General features: G+C 67.3%; 18 protein-coding genes, 1 tRNA gene and 1 pseudogene. 13 read left to right on the top strand and 7 right to left on the bottom strand.

What is annotated here, in order from left to right; genetic code table 11:
- Nucleotides 1–12 precede the first annotated feature (12 nt).
- Nucleotides 13–876, top strand: coding sequence for a hypothetical protein (locus P0Y59_18940; GenBank protein WEJ98996.1), 864 nt, complete (start codon nt 13–15; stop codon nt 874–876).
- Nucleotides 877–886: 10 nt separating this feature from the next.
- Here P0Y59_18940 and P0Y59_18935 read toward each other — a convergent pair whose 3' ends face one another.
- A complete protein-coding gene (locus P0Y59_18935; protein WEJ98995.1) occupies nt 887–1,699 on the bottom strand; it encodes a DUF72 domain-containing protein in 813 nt (270 codons plus the stop codon).
- A gap of 99 nt (nt 1,700–1,798) precedes the next feature.
- Here P0Y59_18935 and P0Y59_18930 point away from each other — a divergent pair, with 99 nt between their 5' ends.
- On the top strand, nt 1,799–3,454 hold the full coding sequence (locus P0Y59_18930) for an FAD-dependent oxidoreductase (GenBank protein WEJ98994.1): 1,656 nt from the start codon (nt 1,799–1,801) through the stop codon (nt 3,452–3,454).
- Nucleotides 3,455–3,461: 7 nt separating this feature from the next.
- Here the strand turns inward: P0Y59_18930 and P0Y59_18925 are convergent, their stop codons facing one another.
- Nucleotides 3,462–3,647 carry a KTSC domain-containing protein gene (locus P0Y59_18925; protein WEJ98993.1) on the bottom strand — a complete coding sequence of 62 codons (186 nt, stop codon included), beginning with the start codon at nt 3,645–3,647 and terminating at the stop codon, nt 3,462–3,464.
- A 182-nt stretch (nt 3,648–3,829) separates the two neighbouring features.
- On the opposite strand from P0Y59_18925, the gene P0Y59_18920 reads away from it, so the two are divergent.
- Together P0Y59_18920 and P0Y59_18915 are read left to right on the top strand one after the other, a co-directional pair.
- Nucleotides 3,830–4,120, top strand: coding sequence for a CsbD family protein (locus tag P0Y59_18920; GenBank protein WEJ98992.1), 291 nt, complete (start codon nt 3,830–3,832; stop codon nt 4,118–4,120).
- A gap of 87 nt (nt 4,121–4,207) precedes the next feature.
- Entirely contained in the window at nt 4,208–4,759 is a 552-nt protein-coding gene (locus tag P0Y59_18915; protein WEJ98991.1) for a methylated-DNA--[protein]-cysteine S-methyltransferase, read from the top strand.
- A 61-nt stretch (nt 4,760–4,820) separates the two neighbouring features.
- On the opposite strand, the gene P0Y59_18910 is transcribed toward P0Y59_18915, so the two are convergent.
- Nucleotides 4,821–4,895, bottom strand: a tRNA-Gly gene (locus P0Y59_18910).
- A 174-nt stretch (nt 4,896–5,069) separates the two neighbouring features.
- Here P0Y59_18910 and P0Y59_18905 point away from each other — a divergent pair.
- The 3 genes and pseudogenes from P0Y59_18905 to P0Y59_18895 all read left to right on the top strand — a co-directional run bounded on the left by P0Y59_18905 (nt 5,070) and on the right by P0Y59_18895 (nt 7,000).
- Nucleotides 5,070–5,973 (top strand): annotated as a pseudogene (locus P0Y59_18905) (tetratricopeptide repeat protein).
- Nucleotides 5,970–6,608, top strand: a complete 639-nt coding sequence (locus P0Y59_18900; GenBank protein WEJ98990.1) for an LON peptidase substrate-binding domain-containing protein — start codon at nt 5,970–5,972, stop codon at nt 6,606–6,608. Before P0Y59_18905 ends, P0Y59_18900 begins: the two are co-directional and overlap by 4 nt.
- Complete coding sequence (locus P0Y59_18895) at nt 6,605–7,000, top strand: hypothetical protein (GenBank protein WEJ98989.1); 396 nt, start codon at nt 6,605–6,607, stop codon at nt 6,998–7,000. The genes P0Y59_18900 and P0Y59_18895 overlap by 4 nt, the downstream gene beginning before the upstream one ends.
- On the opposite strand, the gene P0Y59_18890 is transcribed toward P0Y59_18895, so the two are convergent.
- On the bottom strand, nt 6,997–8,214 hold the full coding sequence (locus P0Y59_18890) for a UbiH/UbiF/VisC/COQ6 family ubiquinone biosynthesis hydroxylase (GenBank protein WEJ98988.1): 1,218 nt from the start codon (nt 8,212–8,214) through the stop codon (nt 6,997–6,999). The genes P0Y59_18895 and P0Y59_18890 overlap by 4 nt on opposite strands.
- Before the next feature lie 112 nt (nt 8,215–8,326).
- On the opposite strand from P0Y59_18890, the gene P0Y59_18885 reads away from it, so the two are divergent.
- The 4 genes from P0Y59_18885 to ribA all read left to right on the top strand — a co-directional run bounded on the left by P0Y59_18885 (nt 8,327) and on the right by ribA (nt 13,343).
- Nucleotides 8,327–10,621: a DNA translocase FtsK 4TM domain-containing protein gene (locus P0Y59_18885; protein ID WEJ98987.1), complete on the top strand. Its 2,295-nt coding sequence runs from the start codon at nt 8,327–8,329 to the stop codon at nt 10,619–10,621.
- Between the two features lie 67 nt (nt 10,622–10,688).
- Nucleotides 10,689–11,303 (top strand): outer membrane lipoprotein carrier protein LolA, encoded by a 615-nt coding sequence (locus P0Y59_18880; GenBank protein ID WEJ98986.1) that lies wholly within the window; start codon nt 10,689–10,691, stop codon nt 11,301–11,303.
- 196 nt (nt 11,304–11,499) lie between these two features.
- The gene (locus tag P0Y59_18875; protein ID WEJ98985.1) at nt 11,500–12,288 is read left to right on the top strand and encodes an exodeoxyribonuclease III; all 789 of its coding nucleotides are present in this window, start codon (nt 11,500–11,502) and stop codon (nt 12,286–12,288) included.
- Nucleotides 12,285–13,343 (top strand): GTP cyclohydrolase II, encoded by a 1,059-nt coding sequence (gene ribA / locus P0Y59_18870; GenBank protein ID WEJ98984.1) that lies wholly within the window; start codon nt 12,285–12,287, stop codon nt 13,341–13,343. The genes P0Y59_18875 and ribA overlap by 4 nt, the downstream gene beginning before the upstream one ends.
- 51 nt (nt 13,344–13,394) lie before the next feature.
- Here the strand turns inward: ribA and P0Y59_18865 are convergent, their stop codons facing one another.
- Both P0Y59_18865 and P0Y59_18860 read right to left on the bottom strand, forming a co-directional pair.
- Entirely contained in the window at nt 13,395–14,057 is a 663-nt protein-coding gene (locus tag P0Y59_18865; protein WEJ98983.1) for an HAD family phosphatase, read from the bottom strand.
- On the bottom strand, nt 14,054–14,722 hold the full coding sequence (locus P0Y59_18860; GenBank protein WEJ98982.1) for a YggS family pyridoxal phosphate-dependent enzyme: 669 nt from the start codon (nt 14,720–14,722) through the stop codon (nt 14,054–14,056). The genes P0Y59_18865 and P0Y59_18860 overlap by 4 nt, the downstream gene beginning before the upstream one ends.
- Nucleotides 14,723–14,744: 22 nt before the next feature.
- On the opposite strand from P0Y59_18860, the gene P0Y59_18855 reads away from it, so the two are divergent.
- Nucleotides 14,745–15,311, top strand: coding sequence for a thiamine phosphate synthase (locus P0Y59_18855; GenBank protein WEJ98981.1), 567 nt, complete (start codon nt 14,745–14,747; stop codon nt 15,309–15,311).
- On the opposite strand, the gene P0Y59_18850 is transcribed toward P0Y59_18855, so the two are convergent.
- A complete protein-coding gene (locus tag P0Y59_18850; protein ID WEJ98980.1) occupies nt 15,284–15,991 on the bottom strand; it encodes a hypothetical protein in 708 nt (235 codons plus the stop codon). The genes P0Y59_18855 and P0Y59_18850 overlap by 28 nt on opposite strands.
- Before the next feature lie 225 nt (nt 15,992–16,216).
- Between P0Y59_18850 and P0Y59_18845 the strand changes: the two genes are divergently transcribed.
- Nucleotides 16,217–16,654, top strand: coding sequence for a DUF3576 domain-containing protein (locus P0Y59_18845; GenBank protein ID WEJ98979.1), 438 nt, complete (start codon nt 16,217–16,219; stop codon nt 16,652–16,654).
- The last annotated feature ends 4 nt before the right edge of the window (nt 16,655–16,658 follow it).

The raw sequence follows: 16,658 nt of genomic DNA, 5'->3' as shown, positions 1-16,658 counted from the left end.
AGATAAGACGGCATGAGCGACGAGCAGCCGACCCTTACGGCGCCATCCCGCAAGCTGGGCTGGCGCACCGCGGCGATCCTGGGGGCAGTCGCCTTCATCGCCGGCCTGTGCGCGATGGCGCTGGGGCTCTATGCCTTTCCGCAATGGTTCGCCCCGAGGCCGGTCGCCACCGTGACGCTGCCGATCGCTTCCACCGCCGACGGCCAGCGTACGCCTGTGGTGATCGTACCGGGCAGCGGTACCGCGGCGGCCCCGGCGATCGACCTGGATGCGCTCTCGACCCGCGAGAACGAGCTGGCCGCGCGCCTTGCCGAACTGGAGGCCCGAACCACGAGCGTGAGCGGACAGGCGCGCCTCGCCTCCGGCTATGCCAATCGCGCCGAGGGGCTGATGATCGCCTTCGCGGCGCGGCGCCAGATCGATCGCGGCCTGCCGCTCGGCTATATCGAGGAGCAGCTGCGCCAGCGCTTCGGCCCGATCCAGCCCGAGGCGACCGGCACGATCATCCAGGCGGCGCAGCAGCCGGTGACGATCGAGGATCTGCGCGTCGGGCTCGACGCGATCTCATCCGAGCTGAGGACCGGCGCGGCGAGCGACGGCTGGCTCGCCAGCCTGAGGCGCGAGCTGGGCAACCTCATCGTCCTGCACCGCGCCGACACCCCCTCGCCACTGCCCGCCGACCGGCTCGCCCGTGCCCGGCGGACTCTCGAAGCCGGCCATGTCGAGGCAGCGCTGGCCGAAGTGGCGCGCATGCCCGGCGCGCCCCAGGCGGAACGCTGGACGACCGCCGCGCGGCGCTACATCGGCGCGCGCCAGGCGCTCGACACGATCGAGACGGCGGCGATCATGGGACAGGGCGGCGCGGCGCCGCGCTGACCGGGGCTGATCAACCGGCCGCGTTGATCCGTTCGAGCAGCGCCATCGCGCCCGCAGGGGCCCGGACCTTCGCCCCGTTGATGAAGAAGACGAAGGTATCGCGCGGCGTCTTCGCCGGCGGCTCGGACGAGGCATAGGGCAAGGCGGCATCCGCCGGCTGGCCGCCTGCTGCCCAGCTCTTCGCGATATCCAGCCAGCGATCGAGTTCGGCGGGCGTATAGCCTGTAGGAACCGACTCGACCGCCTTTTCCAGCCGGGCGTAGACGAAATCACCGGTGACATCGGCAATCGCCGGGTATTCGGCCGAATCGGCGAAGACCAGGGCGACACCAGCGGCGCGCGCCATCGCGACGAATTCCGGTACATGGAAACTGTCGTGCCGCACCTGGATCGCGTGGCGGAGCGCGACACCTTCATGCGACGCGGGCAGCAGCTTCAGGAAAGCGGCGAAATCATCCGGCTCGAATTTCTTGGTCGCCATGAACTGCCACAGGATCGGGCCGAGCTTGTCGCCCAGTTCGACGATGCCCTGGCCGACGAACTTGGCGATCGAGTCACCCGAATCGGCGAGGACCTTGCGGTTGGTGCAGAAGCGCGAGGCCTTGAGCGCGAAGACGAAACCGTCGGGCGCCGTCTTCGCCCAGGAAGCGAAGGTCGCCGGCTTCTGTGACCCGTAATAGGTGCCGTTGACCTCGATCGCCGTCACCGCGCGCGAGGCATATTCGAGCTCACGCTTCTGCGACAGGCCATCGGGGAAGAACACCCCGCGCCAGGGTTCGTAGGTCCATCCGCCGATGCCGGTGCGAATCATGCCGTTGCTCATGCCATTGCTCCTGAGGCGGCAGTTCTAGGACGGGAAGCCGCTTTCGCGAAGACGCCCGACGCTGCTAGGACCATGAGCGACATGGCGGGGGGAAGACCGATGGCGACGGACCGTAGCGAGATCGATCCGAGCGACCCGTATGAGCGCAGCGCCCAGACCTTCCCGGTCCTCAGCGAAGCGATGGTGGCGCGGATGATGTCCTATGGTCGCGAGGAAGCGGTCGAAAAGGGCGTGGCGCTCTACACGCGGGGCGAGCGCAGCGTCGATTTCTTCGTGGTGCTGGCCGGATCGATCGAGGTGCTGGACACCGACGAGCACGGCGTCGCCAACATCTTCACGACGCATCGCGAGCGCCAGTTCACCGGGGAGCTCGACCTGTTCAACGACCGCGAGATTCTCGTCACGGGCCAGGTCGGCGAGGATGGCCGGGTGCTGCGGATCAGCCGGGCGAATTTCCGCAGGATGGTGTCCACCGAGGCGGATATCGGCGAAATCATCATGCGCGCCTTCATCCTGCGCCGCGTCGGGCTGATCCGCCATGCGCATGGCGGCGCGACGCTGATCGGATCGGGACATTCAGGCGACACGCAGCGGCTGCAGCGCTTCCTCGAGCGCAACGGCTATCCGCACCGCCTGCTCGACATCGATACCGATCCCGATGCCGGCGGCTTCCTCGACTGTTTCTCGCTCACACCCGAACAGCTGCCGGTGGTGATCGCCTCCAGCGAACGCGTGCTGCGCAATCCGCCGACCGGCGAACTGGCCGACGCCCTGGGACTGACCGAGACGCTCGACCCGGCACGCGTCCATGACGTCGTCGTCGTCGGCGCCGGCCCCGCGGGGCTCGCCGCGGCGGTCTATGCCGCCTCGGAAGGACTCGACACGATCGTGATCGAGGGGCTGGCACCGGGCGGCCAGGCCGGCACCAGTTCCAAGATCGAGAATTATCTCGGCTTTCCGACCGGCATCTCCGGCCAGGCGCTGGCGGGACGGGCTCAGGTACAGGCGCAGAAATTCGGCGCGAAGCTCGCCATCGCGCGGCCGGCGACGGCGCTCGACTGCAGCGGCGATCCCTATGTCGTGACGATGGAGGATGGGCAGCGCGTGAGCGGCCGGTCAGTGATCGTCGCCAGCGGCGCGCGCTACCGCAAGCTCGACGTGCCCGACTATGCTCGGTTCGAGGGCCAGGGCATCCATTATGCCGCGACCGCGATGGAGGCCAATCTCTGTTCCGGCGAGGAGGTGCTGGTGGTCGGCGGCGGCAATTCAGCCGGGCAGGCAGCGGTGTTCCTGTCGCGCACCGTGCGCCATCTCCACATCCTGGTCCGCTCGCGCGGGCTGGCCGAGACGATGTCGGACTATCTCGTCCAGCGAATCCTGTCGTCGAGCCAGATCACGCTGCACACCCATTGCCAGGTCACCGGCCTGGAGGGCGACGAGTATCTGCGACACGTGACCTGGACCGACGTGAGGAGCGGCGAAGAACGACGCCATGACATCAGCAACATGTTCGTGATGATCGGGGCCGAGCCCAACACCGACTGGCTCGACGGCTGCCTGGCGCTCGACGACAAGGGCTTCGTGAAGACCGGCACCGACGCGGCCGGATCAACATCGCCCTATGCCACGAGCAAGCCCGGCATCTTCGCGATCGGCGACGTGCGCGCCGGATCGGTCAAGCGGGTCGCCTCCGGCGTGGGCGAGGGATCCGTCGTGGTCTCAGCGGTCCACCGGTTCCTGCATCCGATGGACTGACCTCGGCTCAGCCATGTTCGACATAGGGATAATGGTCGCGGATCCGGCGGTTGAAGAAACCACCCTTCGAGGAGACCCGGCGCATCGCGTCGACCACCGATTCGGGCACGTCGAGATAGGAATAGCGCCGGCCGCTGACGAACTCGAGGTCGAGCCGCCTCTCGGCCGGGTCGTAGTCATAGGAGCGGATCACGCTTGAAGGCATGCAACACCAACGCGGCGACCGGCCCGGCGGTTCACGCGCATGCCGACAGCAAGGCACGGCGAACACGGCGATCCGCGCAAAAGATTGAAGCCGAGGGACACGTCCGGCGTCTCATCCGTTTCCCCCTGGGCGTGCCTCTCATCACGAGACGCCGCGCGAAGGGAATTGGCATGAACGAGGATACGCTCAAGGGAGAAGGCCGCAATCTTGGCGGCAAGGTCACTGAAGCAGTCGGCAAGGTAACGGGCGACCAGGCCACACAGGCGCAGGGCGTCGCCGACCAGATCACCGGCAACCTCCAGCAGAGCTATGGCGCCGCGAAGGATGCGGTCGCGCAGGGCGTTGGCCCCCTGGCGGACAAGGCCAGGACATTCGCCAAGGAACGCCCCTGGGCCACGGCCGCGCTGGTCGGCACGCTCGCGCTGGCGGTGATCAACACGCTGCGCGGCAAAAAGGCCTGACATGAGCTTCTGCCTGTAGCTGAAAGCTGGCCCGACGGCGCTTGCTTCCCTATCTTCGATAGGGACCAGTCCAAGCAGGGTGAGGCCGTGGCCGACTATCAGCTTTTCGACACGAGAAACGGCGTCGCCGCGATCGCCTGGACCGAGGCCGGCGTGGTGGGGTTCCGCCTGCCCGCTGATTCTGCCGATGCCACGGAACGGTCGCTGCTTCGCCGTTTTCCCGGTGCGGTGCGTCGCGCGCCACCGACGCGGATCGCGGAGACCATCGCGGCGGCGCAGCGTTATTTCGACGGCGAGGAAACGGATTTCTCCGCCGTGAAGGTCGATCTGGGCGAGCAGGCGCCGTTCTTCGCGCAAATCTACGAATCGGTGCGGCGACTCGGCTGGGGCCAGACCACCACCTATGGCGCGGTGGCGAAGGAACTCGGTGCCGGCCCCGAATCGGCGCGTGACGTAGGGCAGGCCATGGCATCCAATCCGGTACCGCTGATCGTGCCGTGCCACCGCGTGCTGGCGGCGGGCGGCAAGGTCGGGGGCTTCTCTGCTCCGGGCGGTTCAGAATCGAAGCTGAAGATGCTGGCGATCGAAGGAGTCGATTTGCGGCCACCCGAACCGGCTCAACAAGGGTTCGGCTTTTAGGCGCACATGAAAAAGGCCGCTTGCGCGGCCTGTTCCCACTCTCGTGATCCGCACGAGAAACTGGAGCGGGCGAAGGGATTCGAACCCTCGACCCCAACCTTGGCAAGGTTGTGCTCTACCCCTGAGCTACGCCCGCTCTGGCGCCTGACCGGTCGGCTGACCGGGCGGGTAAGGGGGCGGCCTCTAGCATCGGCTTTTGGGTCCGGCAACCCCCTGATGCGCATCAAACGAAAAGGGTTGGCTTGAGGGCCCGCACACCCACATAAGGCGCGACGTAGAAACACGGGAGCGACACTTGGCCAGTTTGGGAATGACCGCCGCGGAACGCGAGGCAGTCGAGGGTTTTCGGCGCGACGTCGTCGAGCCGTCGATGACGAAGCTCGTCGATCATCGATTTCTGGGCTGAATGGTGCGGGCCATGCAAGGCGCTGACGCCGGTCCTGGAGAAGGTCGCCGCCGACTATGCCGACAAGGGCGTGGTGCTGGCCAAGGTCGACACCGACAAGAACCAGTTCATCGCCGCGCAATTCCAGGTCAAGTCGATCCCCACCGTCTATGCGATGTTCCAGGGGCAGCTGGTCGCCGACCTGACCAGCGCGCGCACCGAATCGCAGCTCAAGGCGATGCTCGACCAGATCCTGCGCCAGCTGCCGGTGGCCAGCGAGGAGGCTGAAGCCGAGGCCGAACTCGAGCCGCTGATCGCGATGGGCGAGGAGGTGCTGGCGGAGGGCGATGCCGAGCGCGCCGCTATCCGATGTTCGGCCAGATCGCCGAGATGGCGCCGGAGCATCCGGCCGTCCTGTCGGGCCGGGTGCGGGCGCTGGTCGCGGCGAATCGGATCGACGAAGCCGAATCGGCGATCGCCGCGCTGCCGGAAGAACTGGCCAAGCTGCCCGAGATCGAGCGCGCGAAATCGGCGCTCGCGCTGGCGAAGGACGCCAAGCCGGTCGACGACCTGGCCGGCCTGGCGCGCCGAGGTCGCCGCCAACCCCGACGATCTCGACAAGAGATTCGAGCTCGCCGGTGCGGCAGATGGCGGCGGGCGAGCGCGACGCGGCGGCCGCATTCGCTGCTGCGGCATGGTCGCCGCCGACAAGGGCTGGAACGAGGGCGCGGCACGCCAGCAGCTGCTGAAGCTGTTCGAGGTGGTCGGCCTTGAGGATCCCTGGGTCTCGGCGCAACGGCGGCGGCTGTCGGCGATCCTGTTCGGATGACCGACGCGCCGACCACGACTCGGCTCTCCATCTTCCCGCTGCCCGGCGCGCTGCTGTTTCCCGGCATGCACCTGCCGCTCCACATCTTCGAGCCGCGATACCGCGCGATGGTATCCGATTCGATGGCGCGCGACCGGCGCATCGGCATGATCCAGCCACGCCCCGGCCCGCTGGCGCCGGGCGAGGCACCGGCGCTGTTCGAGATCGGCTGTGTCGGCCGGATCGCCGAGTTCGAGGCAAGCGAGGACGGCCGCTACAATCTGGTGCTTGAGGGCCTCTCGCTGTTCCGCATCGTGCGCGAGCTCGACGTGACGACGGCGTTCCGCCAGGTCGAGGCGCTGTTGCTGCCGGTAGCGGGCGAGCCCGAGATATTGTCGCTCTCGCGGCGATCGTCGCTTGAAATGGAATCGCGCCGTTTCGCCGATACGCAGGGCTATGCGGTCGACTGGGAGGCGGTGAACCGGCTCGACGACGAGGCGCTGGTCAACGGCATCGCGCAGATCGCGCCGTTCGACGTCGCGGCGAAGCAGGCGCTGCTGGAAGCACCAGGAATCGAGGACCGTGCCGAGCTGATCATCCAGCTAATGCAGTTCTTCGGCCGCCACGACGGCGAGGATTCGGTAACGCTGCAGTGAGCGGTAGCGATAGTCTCAGCGGCGAATGGGACGGTATCTTCAACTATCCCTCTCACTTGCCGCCCAAGACCTTCACCGCGGTCCTGCGCGAGGAAGACGGCGCCTTGACGGGCGAGACGACCGAATCGAGCGAGGCTCGCCTCGACCCCTCTATTTTGCATGCCTGGCTGGAAGGGCGACGCAGCGCGGGTAGCGTGCGATTCGTGAAATCCTATGATGCATCATCGCGCGCGCACTATGTCGTCCACTACACCGGAACGATCGCGTCCGACGCGAACGAGATCACCGGGCAATGGCATGTGCCCGGCGCCTGGTCCGGCACGTTCATCATGGTGCGCAGAGCAGCCAAGACTGAGTCGATCGAACGCAAGGTCGCGGAAACGATCCGCTAGACGGTAAGCCCCTGGAGCAGCTTCGGCACCTCGCCCGATTCGCCCCGCGCCTCGGCCATGAAGCGGTCCTTGAGTGGCGGGAGCTTCTGCACCGCCGACAGGCCGAAGCGGCGCACGGCGGAGGCTGTTCGCCCGGGAATGCCGAACAGCCGGGTCAGCCCGTCAGTGGCGGCCGCGACCATGAAGGTATCGAGGCTGCGCCAGCGCTCATAGCGGGCGAGAAGCTGGGGATCGCCGAGATCGAGGCCAAGACGCTTGCCCTCGACCAGCACCTCGACCAGCGTCGCGACGTCGCGAAAGCCGACATTGACCCCCTGACCCGCGATCGGGTGGATGCCGTGCGCCGCGTCGCCGACCAGCGCCAGCCGGCCGGACGTGATCGTCGCTGCGTGGTGGAAGCCGAGCGGATAGCTCGACCGCGCGCCGAGCGGGCCGAGCCGCCCGAGGAAACCGCCCATCTTCTTCTCCGCCTCGGCAAGGAAACCGCGATCGGACAATTTCAGCATGCCCGGCGCCTCGTCCCGGCGTACCGACCAGACGATCGCCGAGCGATGGCCCTGCGCGTCGTCGTTCAGCGGCAGGATCGCGAAGGGCCCCTGCGGATAGAAGATCTCGTAGGCGATGTTCTCATGGGAATGCTCGTGATGCAGCGAGGTGACGAGCGCGGCGTGATCATAGGTCCAGCGCGCGACCTTCAGCCCGGCCGATTCGCGCGTCGGCGAGTTCCGGCCCTCGGCGGCGATCAGCAACGGGGCGGTGACCACCGCGCCCGAATCGAGCGTGACGGTGACACCGTGCGCACCGCGATCGACCGATATGGCGCGCGTCTTCATCCTGACGTCGACGCCGGCAGCCGCCTCGGCCGCTTCGAGCAGCGCCCCGCGCAGCCGGCGATTCTCGAACATATGGCCGAGCGCGCCGCTCTCGGCATCGGGCTCGAAATCGAGCGCGCCCGGCTCGAGCCCGTCGCTGACCCGGATGCCCTGGATCGGGCACCCGAAACCCGCCAGCCGATCGACCACGCCGATCGCTTCAAGCATGCGATAGGGGGCGCTGGCGATCGCCGAGGCGCGCCCGTCGAAGCCGGCGGCCAGGATCACCTCCGGGTCGGCGATGTCGATGACGATCGCGGTGAGGCCGTGCGCGTCGAGCGCCACCGCCAGCGCGCTGCCGACCAGGCCACCGCCCAGAATGATGACGTCCGCTTTGTCCATGGGCTCGCTCTAGCGCGCCCGACGGATGGTGCCAATGCGTCCGCCTTGACGCCGGACTCGCCAGGAGCGATGATTCCGCGCGTACAGACAGCGAACAATCAAGGACCAGATCATGGCTAGCCGGGCGCAGCCGCCCTTGTGGCGCGAGACGGTGAAGGCGGGCGCCGCGCGCAGCGGCGCGCTGATCGGCGCGATCGCGATCGTGGCCGCCGCGATCCTCGTGCTGATCGCGCTCGTCACCTATCATCCGGGCGATCCCTCGCTGAACACCGCGTCAGGCGGGCCAGCGGAGAACTGGCTGGGGACGCCGGGGGCCTGGACCGCCGACCTGCTGTTCGCGCTGTTCGGCCTGCCGGTCGGCCTGGTGCTGTTCACCGCCCTGATGATCGCGCTGCGCCTGTGGAACGACGTGCCGGTCGGGCGCTGGCGATTGATGCTCATCGCGGCGCTGGGCGGCATCGCGCTGATGGGCACGACCGGCGCCCTGATCCGCGGTTCGGCCGTGCACTGGCTGCCGGCGGGCTATGGCGGCATGATCGGCATGACGGTTGCCGACCTGCTGCGCTGGGCGACCGGCTTCATCGGCGACGCGGCCATCCGGCTGTGGACGGTGCGCGGCGTCGCGGTTCTCACCGGCCTGGCAGGCGCCGGCGTCTGGGCGCTGAGCTTCGTCATCGATATCGGCGACAGGCCGCGCCGCCTGCCCAGGCCCCGGCCGGCAAAGGCGGAACGGCGCACGCCCGAACAGGAGGTATTCGCCCCCGAACCGGCGCGAAAGCCCACCCCCCGCGCATTGGCGACCCCCGATTCGCGGCCCGGCCCGGTCATTGCCGAACGCACGCTCGCGCCGTCCGTCGCCAAGCCAAAGGCCAAACAGGCGTCGTTCGACCTGGGCGACAATTCGCAGCTTCCCCCGCTCGACCTGCTGAAACCCGCGCCACCCGCCCCGGGCGGGCCAGTCGACAAGGCAGCGCTTGAGCGCAATGCCCGGCTGCTCGAATCGGTGCTCGACGATTTCCACGTCAAGGGCCAGATCATCAACATCCGGCCCGGCCCGGTGGTGACGATGTACGAACTCGAACCGGCATCGGGGATCAAGGCGAGCCGGGTGATCCAGCTCGCCGACGATATCGCGCGCAACATGTCGGCGATCTCGGCACGCGTCGCGACGATTCCGGGGCGCACCGTGATCGGCATCGAGCTGCCCAATGTTCGGCGCGAGACGGTTGGGCTGCACGAACTGATCGGGTCGCAGAGCTTCGACGACCAGTCGGCCTCGCTGCCGCTGGTGCTGGGCAAGAACATCGCCGGCGACCCGGTCATCGCCGATCTGGCGCCGATGCCCCATCTGCTCGTCGCCGGCACGACCGGTTCGGGCAAGTCGGTCGGCCTCAACTGCATGATCCTGTCGCTGCTCTACCGGCTGCGGCCGGACCAGTGCCGCATGATCATGATCGATCCCAAGATGCTCGAACTGAGCATGTACGAGGACATTCCCCACCTGCTCTCCCCGGTCGTCACCGACCCCGCCAAGGCGGTCCGTGCGCTGAAATGGGCGGTCGAGCAGATGGAGGAACGCTATCGCATGATGTCCTCGGTCGGGGTGCGCAGCCTGGCCAGCTTCAACGAGAAGGTGCGCGCGGCACGGCAGAAGGGCCAGCCGCTCGGCCGCCGCGTGCAGACCGGTTATGATGCCGAAACCGGCCAGCCGGTCTATGAGGAGGAGACGCTCGACTTCCAGCCCTTGCCGCAGATCGTGGTGATCGTCGACGAGCTCGCCGACCTGATGATGACCGCGGGCAAGGAAGTGGAATTCCTGATCCAGCGGCTCGCGCAGAAAGCACGCGCGGCGGGCATCCACCTGATCATGGCGACTCAGCGCCCCTCGGTCGACGTCATCACCGGCGTGATCAAGGCGAACCTGCCGACTCGGATCAGCTTCCACGTCACCTCTAAGATCGATTCGCGCACGATTCTCGGCGAGCAGGGCGCCGAGCAGCTGCTGGGCAAGGGCGACATGCTCTACATGCCCGGCGGCAAGGGCATCGTCCGTGTCCATGGACCGTTCGTCAGCGACGACGAGGTGCGCGCGGTCGCCGATCACTGGCGCGCCCAGGGCCGGCCCGACTATATCCAGTCAGTCACCGAAGAGCCCGAGGATGGCTTCGCGCTCGACGGCGCGCCGGATGGCGAGGATTCGGCCGAGGACCAGCAATATCGATCGGCGATCCAGCTTGTCGTCGAAAGCCAGAAGGCCTCGACCTCCTGGCTCCAGCGCCAGCTCCGCATCGGCTATAATTCGGCGGCGCGGCTGATCGAGCGGATGGAGAAGGACGGCGTCGTGAGCCGGCCTGACCATGTCGGCCGGCGCGACGTGCTGCGCGACCGCGACGGGAACCCGTTGTAAGGTTTACGGTTCAGAAGGGGTTCAACCCGGCGCGCCTAGCGCCCGGAACCTGTCTCGGGAGAATATCGTGATCCTTCGCAATCTGTCCGTGCTCGGGGCGCTCGCCGTTCCAGCACTGGTCGCGGCGGCCCCGTCCACCGGCGATCTCGCGCTCGTCCAGAGCCATCTCCAGTCAGTGCAGAGCCTGACCGCGTCGTTCAGCCAGACCGATCGCGCCGGCAAGGTCCTGACGGGCACGCTGACCCTGAAGAAACCCGGCAAGATCCGCTTCCAATATGAGAAGGGCGTGCCGATCCTGATCGTCGGCGATGGCAAGGCGCTGACCTTCATCGATTATTCGGTGAAGCAGGTGCAGCGCTGGCCGATCGGCAATTCGCCGCTCAGCGTGCTGCTCGACCCCACCAAGGACATGACGCGGTTCGCCAAGGTCGTGCCGGGAGCTGACCCACGGATCATCTCGGTCGAGGCGAACGACCCCAAGCATCCCGAATATGGCCGGATCACCCTTGTCTTCATCCGCGACGAGAGCGCGCCTGGCGGGCTGATGCTGCAAGGCTGGGTAGCCCTGGATTCCCAGAACAACAGAACGACGATCCGCCTGTCGAATCAGCAGTTCAACGCAGCCGTGAGCGACAGGACGTTCAATTGGAACGACCCGCGACGGACTTTGGGGAGAAACTGATCCTTCGTTCATAGTGGCGACAGGTTAGTCCCCCTAGAAAGACATTGCGGATGTGGGGCGGATCGGGATTTTCCCCCTGTTGCTCGAACGGCCCATTTCCCGCCTGCGTGACGAACGCTAGGTCGGCCCTCGCTCCATGCCCCCGGAGCGAGGGCCTTTCCTTGTCGGCACTGATTCCCCCCGCTACATCGCCTTGATGACGCTGAAGATCGTTTCCTGGAACATTAACTCGGTACGGTTCCGTATCGAAATCGTCGAACGTTTCCTGCGCGAGGTGTCGCCCGACATCTTGTGCCTTCAGGAAACCAAGGTCATCGACGGGGACTTCCCCACGGCGCCATTCCGCGCGCTGGGGTACAAGCACATCATCCTGCACGGGCAACGCATGCACCACGGCGTGGCGATCATCAGCCGCGTGCCGCTGGTCGAGGACGACCGGTTCGACTGGCAGGCCAATCGCGAGGCGCGGCATGTCGGGGTGCGACTCGAAAACGGGGTGCGACTGGAGAATGTCTATGTGCCCGCCGGCGGCGACGTGCCGAATCGCGAGGTGAATCCGAAATTCGGCCAGAAGCTCGATTTCGTCGAGCGCATGACTCACTGGTCAGCCGGGCTGACCGTCCCGTCGATCCTGGTCGGCGACTTCAACATCGCTCCGCTCGAATCCGATGTGTGGAGCCACAAGCAGCTGCTCGACGTGGTGAGCCATACGCCGATCGAGGTCGCCGCGCTCGACGGCCTGCGAACATCGAACGACTGGGTCGATCTCGGCCGGCATTTCATGCCGGCACCCGAGCGGCTGTTCACCTGGTGGAGCTATCGGGCGAAGGACTGGCTAGCGTCCGATCGCGGGCGCCGGCTCGACCATATGTGGGCGACCGCCGACGTCGCGAAGACAGCCACCAGCCACAAGGTGTTCGAAGATTGCCGGAGCTGGCTGAAACCGTCCGACCATGTCCCGATCATGACAGAGTTCGCCCTGTGAGCGCGCGCACGACGGCGAACGCGATCGACGCGCTGCGGCGGGGCTGGCCGATCGCGATCGCGGGGGCGGACGGCACCCTCGCCTTGCTTCCCATCGAGACGACCGATCCCGAACGGCTGGCTGCGTTCGATCCGGAGGGCCAGGCTTCGGTCCTGCTGACCTCGGGCCGTGCCGCGACCCTGAAGCTTGCCAACCAGCGCGACGCCGCGGCACCCGATTCGCCCGTGATGGTGGAGCGGGCGCCCTGGCTCGATTTCGCGGCCGCGACAGCGCTGGCCGATCCCCAGTTCGATCTGCAGACGCCGCTGAAGGGCCCGTTCCGCGCGATTCCGGTGGCGGCACCGGAGGCAGCGGCCGCCGCGCTTCGGCTCGCCCGGATCGGCGGGGTGCTGCCCGCCTTTTTCGCCGGCGCCGCCGCGACGGTCGACGTGACGCTCACCCCGGCCGATATCGATGCGCATGAGGATGCTGCCCGGCTGACCATCGCGACGCGCGCTCGCCTGCCGGTATCGGGTGCTGAAGATACCGAGATCGTCGCTTTCCGTACCCCGGAAATGCCCGGCGAGCATGTCGCGCTGCTGATCGGCGCGCCCAACGGACAGCCGCCACTGGTCCGCCTGCACAGCGAATGCCTCACCGGTGACGTGCTCGGCAGCCTCAAATGCGATTGCGGGCCGCAGCTCGACGCCGCGATCCGTGCCATCTCCGCCAGCGGATGGGGCATATTGCTCTATCTACGGCAGGAAGGGCGCGGGATCGGGCTGATCAACAAGCTGCGCGCCTATGCGCTGCAGGACCAGGGATTCGATACGGTCGACGCCAATACGCGGCTTGGCTTCGCGGTCGATTCGCGCAATTTCGCGGTCGCGGCGCGAATGCTCGACCTGCTCGGCCAGCGATCGGTACGGCTGCTGACCAATAATCCCGAGAAGGTGGCACAGCTCGAGGGGGCGGGCATCAAGGTGATCGAGCGCGTGTCGCACATCCTGCCGGCAAACCCGCACAACGAACGCTATCTGGCGACCAAGCGCGATCGCACCGGGCATCAATTCTAGGGGTAACCGGAGTCGCTCCCCGGGCCAGATTCGGAACGACCGAAAGCGACTCTAGGCGATCAGCCGGGCAACCTCGTCGAAATTGCCAGCGATCTCCTGCACGCCCAGCGCTCTCAGCGTAGCGGCATGATCCGGCCCGCAATGGCGGCCGCCGCAATAGCCGATGACATAAGCGCCCGAGGCGACCGCGCCGGTCACCCCGACGGGCGAATCCTCCAGGATCACGCAGCGCCCGATATCGACGCCGAGCGCGGCGGCGGCGTGGAGATAGAGATCGGGCGCCGGCTTGCCGCGCACGACATGGTCGCGGCCGGAAAAGATCTTGTCGCCGAACGCGTCGCGGATGCCGAGATGATCGAGGTGACGCTCGATCCAGCGAGTGGGACTCGACGACGCGATCGCGCGTGGGAAATCGGCGGGCAGGCTCCGAACGAAGGCAATGGCCCCCGCGATCGCGTCCAGCCCCTCGCGCATCGCCCGGTCGTCCTCGGCCTGGCGGGCGACATGGAAATCATCCGGCAGCATCCGCCCGATCCAGCGCTCGATCGCCGCGAGGAAATCGGCGCCGGCCAGGCCCATGAAGTTCGCCATGGATTCCTCGGGCGTGGTCGGATGGCCGACGCCGGTCAGATAGTCGGCAATCTGCTTGTTGCCGGCATATTCGCTGTCGAGCAGCACACCATCGAAATCGAAGATGATGGCCTCGAACCTCATCGGCGCGCACCGAACAGCGCGGTACCGATGCGGACATGGGTGGCACCCAGCGTCACCGCCGTCTCGTAATCGCCCGACATGCCGATGCTGAGCCCCGCAACGCCATTGTCGCGCGCGAGCTTCGCCAGCAGCGCGAAATAGGGCGCCGGCTCCACATCGGCCGGTGGTACCGCCATCAGCCCGGCAACCGGCAATCCGGCCGCGCGGGCCTCGGCGAGCAGATCCGGAAGGGCGTCGATCGCGCAGCCGCCCTTCTGCTCCTCGTCTCCGATATTGACCTGGAGGAAACAATCGGGCCGCCGGTTCTGCCGCTCCATCGCCCGCGCGAGCGCCGCGATCAGCGAGGGCCGGTCGACCGAATGGATGGCGTCGAACAGCGCCACTGCTTCTTCCGCCTTGTTGGACTGGAGCTGGCCGACCAGGTGCAGCACCGTATCGGGCCATGCCTCCCGCAGCGCCGGCCATTTCGCCTGGGCTTCCTGCACGCGATTCTCGCCGAACACGCGCTGACCGGCGGCGAGCAGAGGCTCGATCTCGTCGGCGTCTTTTGTCTTCGATATCGCGATCAGGGTGACCGCTTCGGCCTTCCGGCCGGCAAGGCGTGCGGCATGGGCAATCGCCTCGCGCGCTGTCGTGAGACGGGTCTCGGGGTCGTCGGGCTGCATCGGCAGCGCTATAGGCAGGGCCGTGCCGCACCGCCACCCCAAGCGCCCGCCGATTCCGACGCTGTGGCTGATGACCGACGAGCGGATGGGCGACGGCCTCTGGCACGCGATCGATTCCCTGCCACGCGGCGCCGGCATCGTGTTTCGCCATTATTCCACCGAGCCGGGCAAACGCCGGGCACTATTCGCCCGGGTCGCGCGGATGGCACGACGCAAGCGGTTGATACTCGTCCGCGCCGGACCGGTGCCGCTGGCGAAGGAGGCAGGCACCCATGGGGGCGGCACGCTCCGGCCGGGCGGCATCCGCACCTGGGCGGCGCATTCGCGCAAGGAAGCAGTGGCGGGCAAGCGCGCCGGCGCCGATGCCCTGTTCGTCTCGCCCCTCTATCCGACTCGTTCGCATCCGGTCGCGGGAACGCTTGGTCCAGTCCGTGCCGCTGCAATCGGGCAGACCCTTGATATCCCTGTCATCGCGCTGGGCGGGATGAACGCGGCGCGATTCAGGAAACTACGAGGACTTGGGTTTCACGGCTGGGCGGCGATCGACGCCTGGCTACCGGATCAGAAGCGGAAAGCGGTTCCGATATAGACTGCCTGGCTGTCGCGGCGATCGTCGGGCGCTGGCTGGAGACGATAGTCGCGCTCCGCCTTGTACCGGATTCCCGCGGTCACATCGAGGTTGCGGGTCAGGCGATAGGAGCCGCCGACATCAAGCGAATAGGCCGGAGCCTCCTCGACCAGCTTCGGCGCGCCCGCCAGCGGGCGATCCGCCACTGCCTTCACCCGGCCGGTGAACCGCTGCCCGGAATAGCTGACACCGACATCGACCGCCTCGCGGCTGCCTGGCAGCCCGGCGAGATCGACCTTGGCGACATCGCCCGACAGCGCGAAACGGCGCCAGCCGACCGCGACGCCCAGATTATAGGCGATCGGCGCGATGCTGACCGAGGACGGCATATCGATGAGCGACCTGCCCCGCTCGGCGGCGAGCGCGGTGCGCGTGGAACGCGCGCGGACCGCGACGGTGACCGCGCGGTTGCCGCTATGCCGCGTTTCGGTTGGCGTGAAGCGGAAGCTGCTGGTGTCGAGCCCGCTCCGCGCGAAGACCGCCGCGAGCTTCGGGTCGGCCGCAGCCGGGGTGAAGGAGCTGATATCGCCGATGTCCAGCGGCGCGCGCTTTGCCGTCAGCCGCGACTCGCCGGGTGCGCCGGTCGCCGGTGCCATGGCGAAGCCGGCGGCGACCAGCGCCCCCACTCCGATTCCTGACATCCAACGCCCTGAAAACACGTGCGACCCCTTAGCAGTGCCTGGATTCGGCACTTCACTCCAATTCGCGCCTATCACGATTCGATCCAGCCCTGCCACTGTCTTGACGCATTTTCCCCCGAAGTGTTGCCCGCGGCACACAGGCCGCGCGCGTGCGCCGCGCTTGCGGCAGGCGCGAGACCATCTATAGATGCCCGAGATCTCATGAAACCGTCCAGGAAACCGCCGATGAACCGCCTTTTGCGTACCGCGATTGTGGTTTCGCTTGCCCTCCCGCTCATGGCCTGCGGCCATCGCGGCAAGGACCGCGCCACCCCCGATCTGGCCGCCGCCAAGGTGACCACCATCGGCGTGAACTCCTATCTCTGGCGCGCCAGCCTCGACACGCTGAGCTTCATGCCGCTGCTTCAGACCGATTCGAACGGCGGCGTGATCGTCACCGACTGGTATGTGAACCCCGCCGCCCCGACCGAGCGGATGAAGGTGACCGTGACGATTCTCGACCAGGATCTGCGCGCCGACGGCCTGCGCGTCGCCGCGCTGCGCGAGGTGAACCAGGGTGGGCAATGGGTCGCATCGCCGGTCGCGGCGGCGACCGTGCAGAAGCTCGAGGATATCATCCTGACGCGGGCGCGCGACCTGCGCCGTACCGCCATCGCCAACTAAAGGC

Source organism: Candidatus Sphingomonas phytovorans (assembly GCA_029202385.1).
Taxonomy (GTDB): Bacteria; Pseudomonadota; Alphaproteobacteria; order Sphingomonadales; family Sphingomonadaceae; genus Sphingomonas; species Sphingomonas phytovorans.
This window is presented reverse-complemented; position numbering and strand designations above follow the sequence as displayed.

Coding starts and splice junctions, on each gene's coding strand:
- P0Y59_18940 (WEJ98996.1), top strand. CDS start 13: ATGAGCGACGAGCAGCCGACCCTTACGGCGCCATCCCGCAAGCTGGGC.
- P0Y59_18935 (WEJ98995.1), bottom strand. CDS start 1,699: ATGAGCAACGGCATGATTCGCACCGGCATCGGCGGATGGACCTACGAA.
- P0Y59_18930 (WEJ98994.1), top strand. CDS start 1,799: ATGGCGACGGACCGTAGCGAGATCGATCCGAGCGACCCGTATGAGCGC.
- P0Y59_18920 (WEJ98992.1), top strand. CDS start 3,830: ATGAACGAGGATACGCTCAAGGGAGAAGGCCGCAATCTTGGCGGCAAG.
- P0Y59_18900 (WEJ98990.1), top strand. CDS start 5,970: ATGACCGACGCGCCGACCACGACTCGGCTCTCCATCTTCCCGCTGCCC.
- P0Y59_18890 (WEJ98988.1), bottom strand. CDS start 8,214: ATGGACAAAGCGGACGTCATCATTCTGGGCGGTGGCCTGGTCGGCAGC.
- P0Y59_18885 (WEJ98987.1), top strand. CDS start 8,327: ATGGCTAGCCGGGCGCAGCCGCCCTTGTGGCGCGAGACGGTGAAGGCG.
- P0Y59_18875 (WEJ98985.1), top strand. CDS start 11,500: ATGACGCTGAAGATCGTTTCCTGGAACATTAACTCGGTACGGTTCCGT.
- P0Y59_18865 (WEJ98983.1), bottom strand. CDS start 14,057: ATGAGGTTCGAGGCCATCATCTTCGATTTCGATGGTGTGCTGCTCGAC.
- P0Y59_18860 (WEJ98982.1), bottom strand. CDS start 14,722: ATGCAGCCCGACGACCCCGAGACCCGTCTCACGACAGCGCGCGAGGCG.
- P0Y59_18850 (WEJ98980.1), bottom strand. CDS start 15,991: ATGTCAGGAATCGGAGTGGGGGCGCTGGTCGCCGCCGGCTTCGCCATG.
- P0Y59_18845 (WEJ98979.1), top strand. CDS start 16,217: ATGAACCGCCTTTTGCGTACCGCGATTGTGGTTTCGCTTGCCCTCCCG.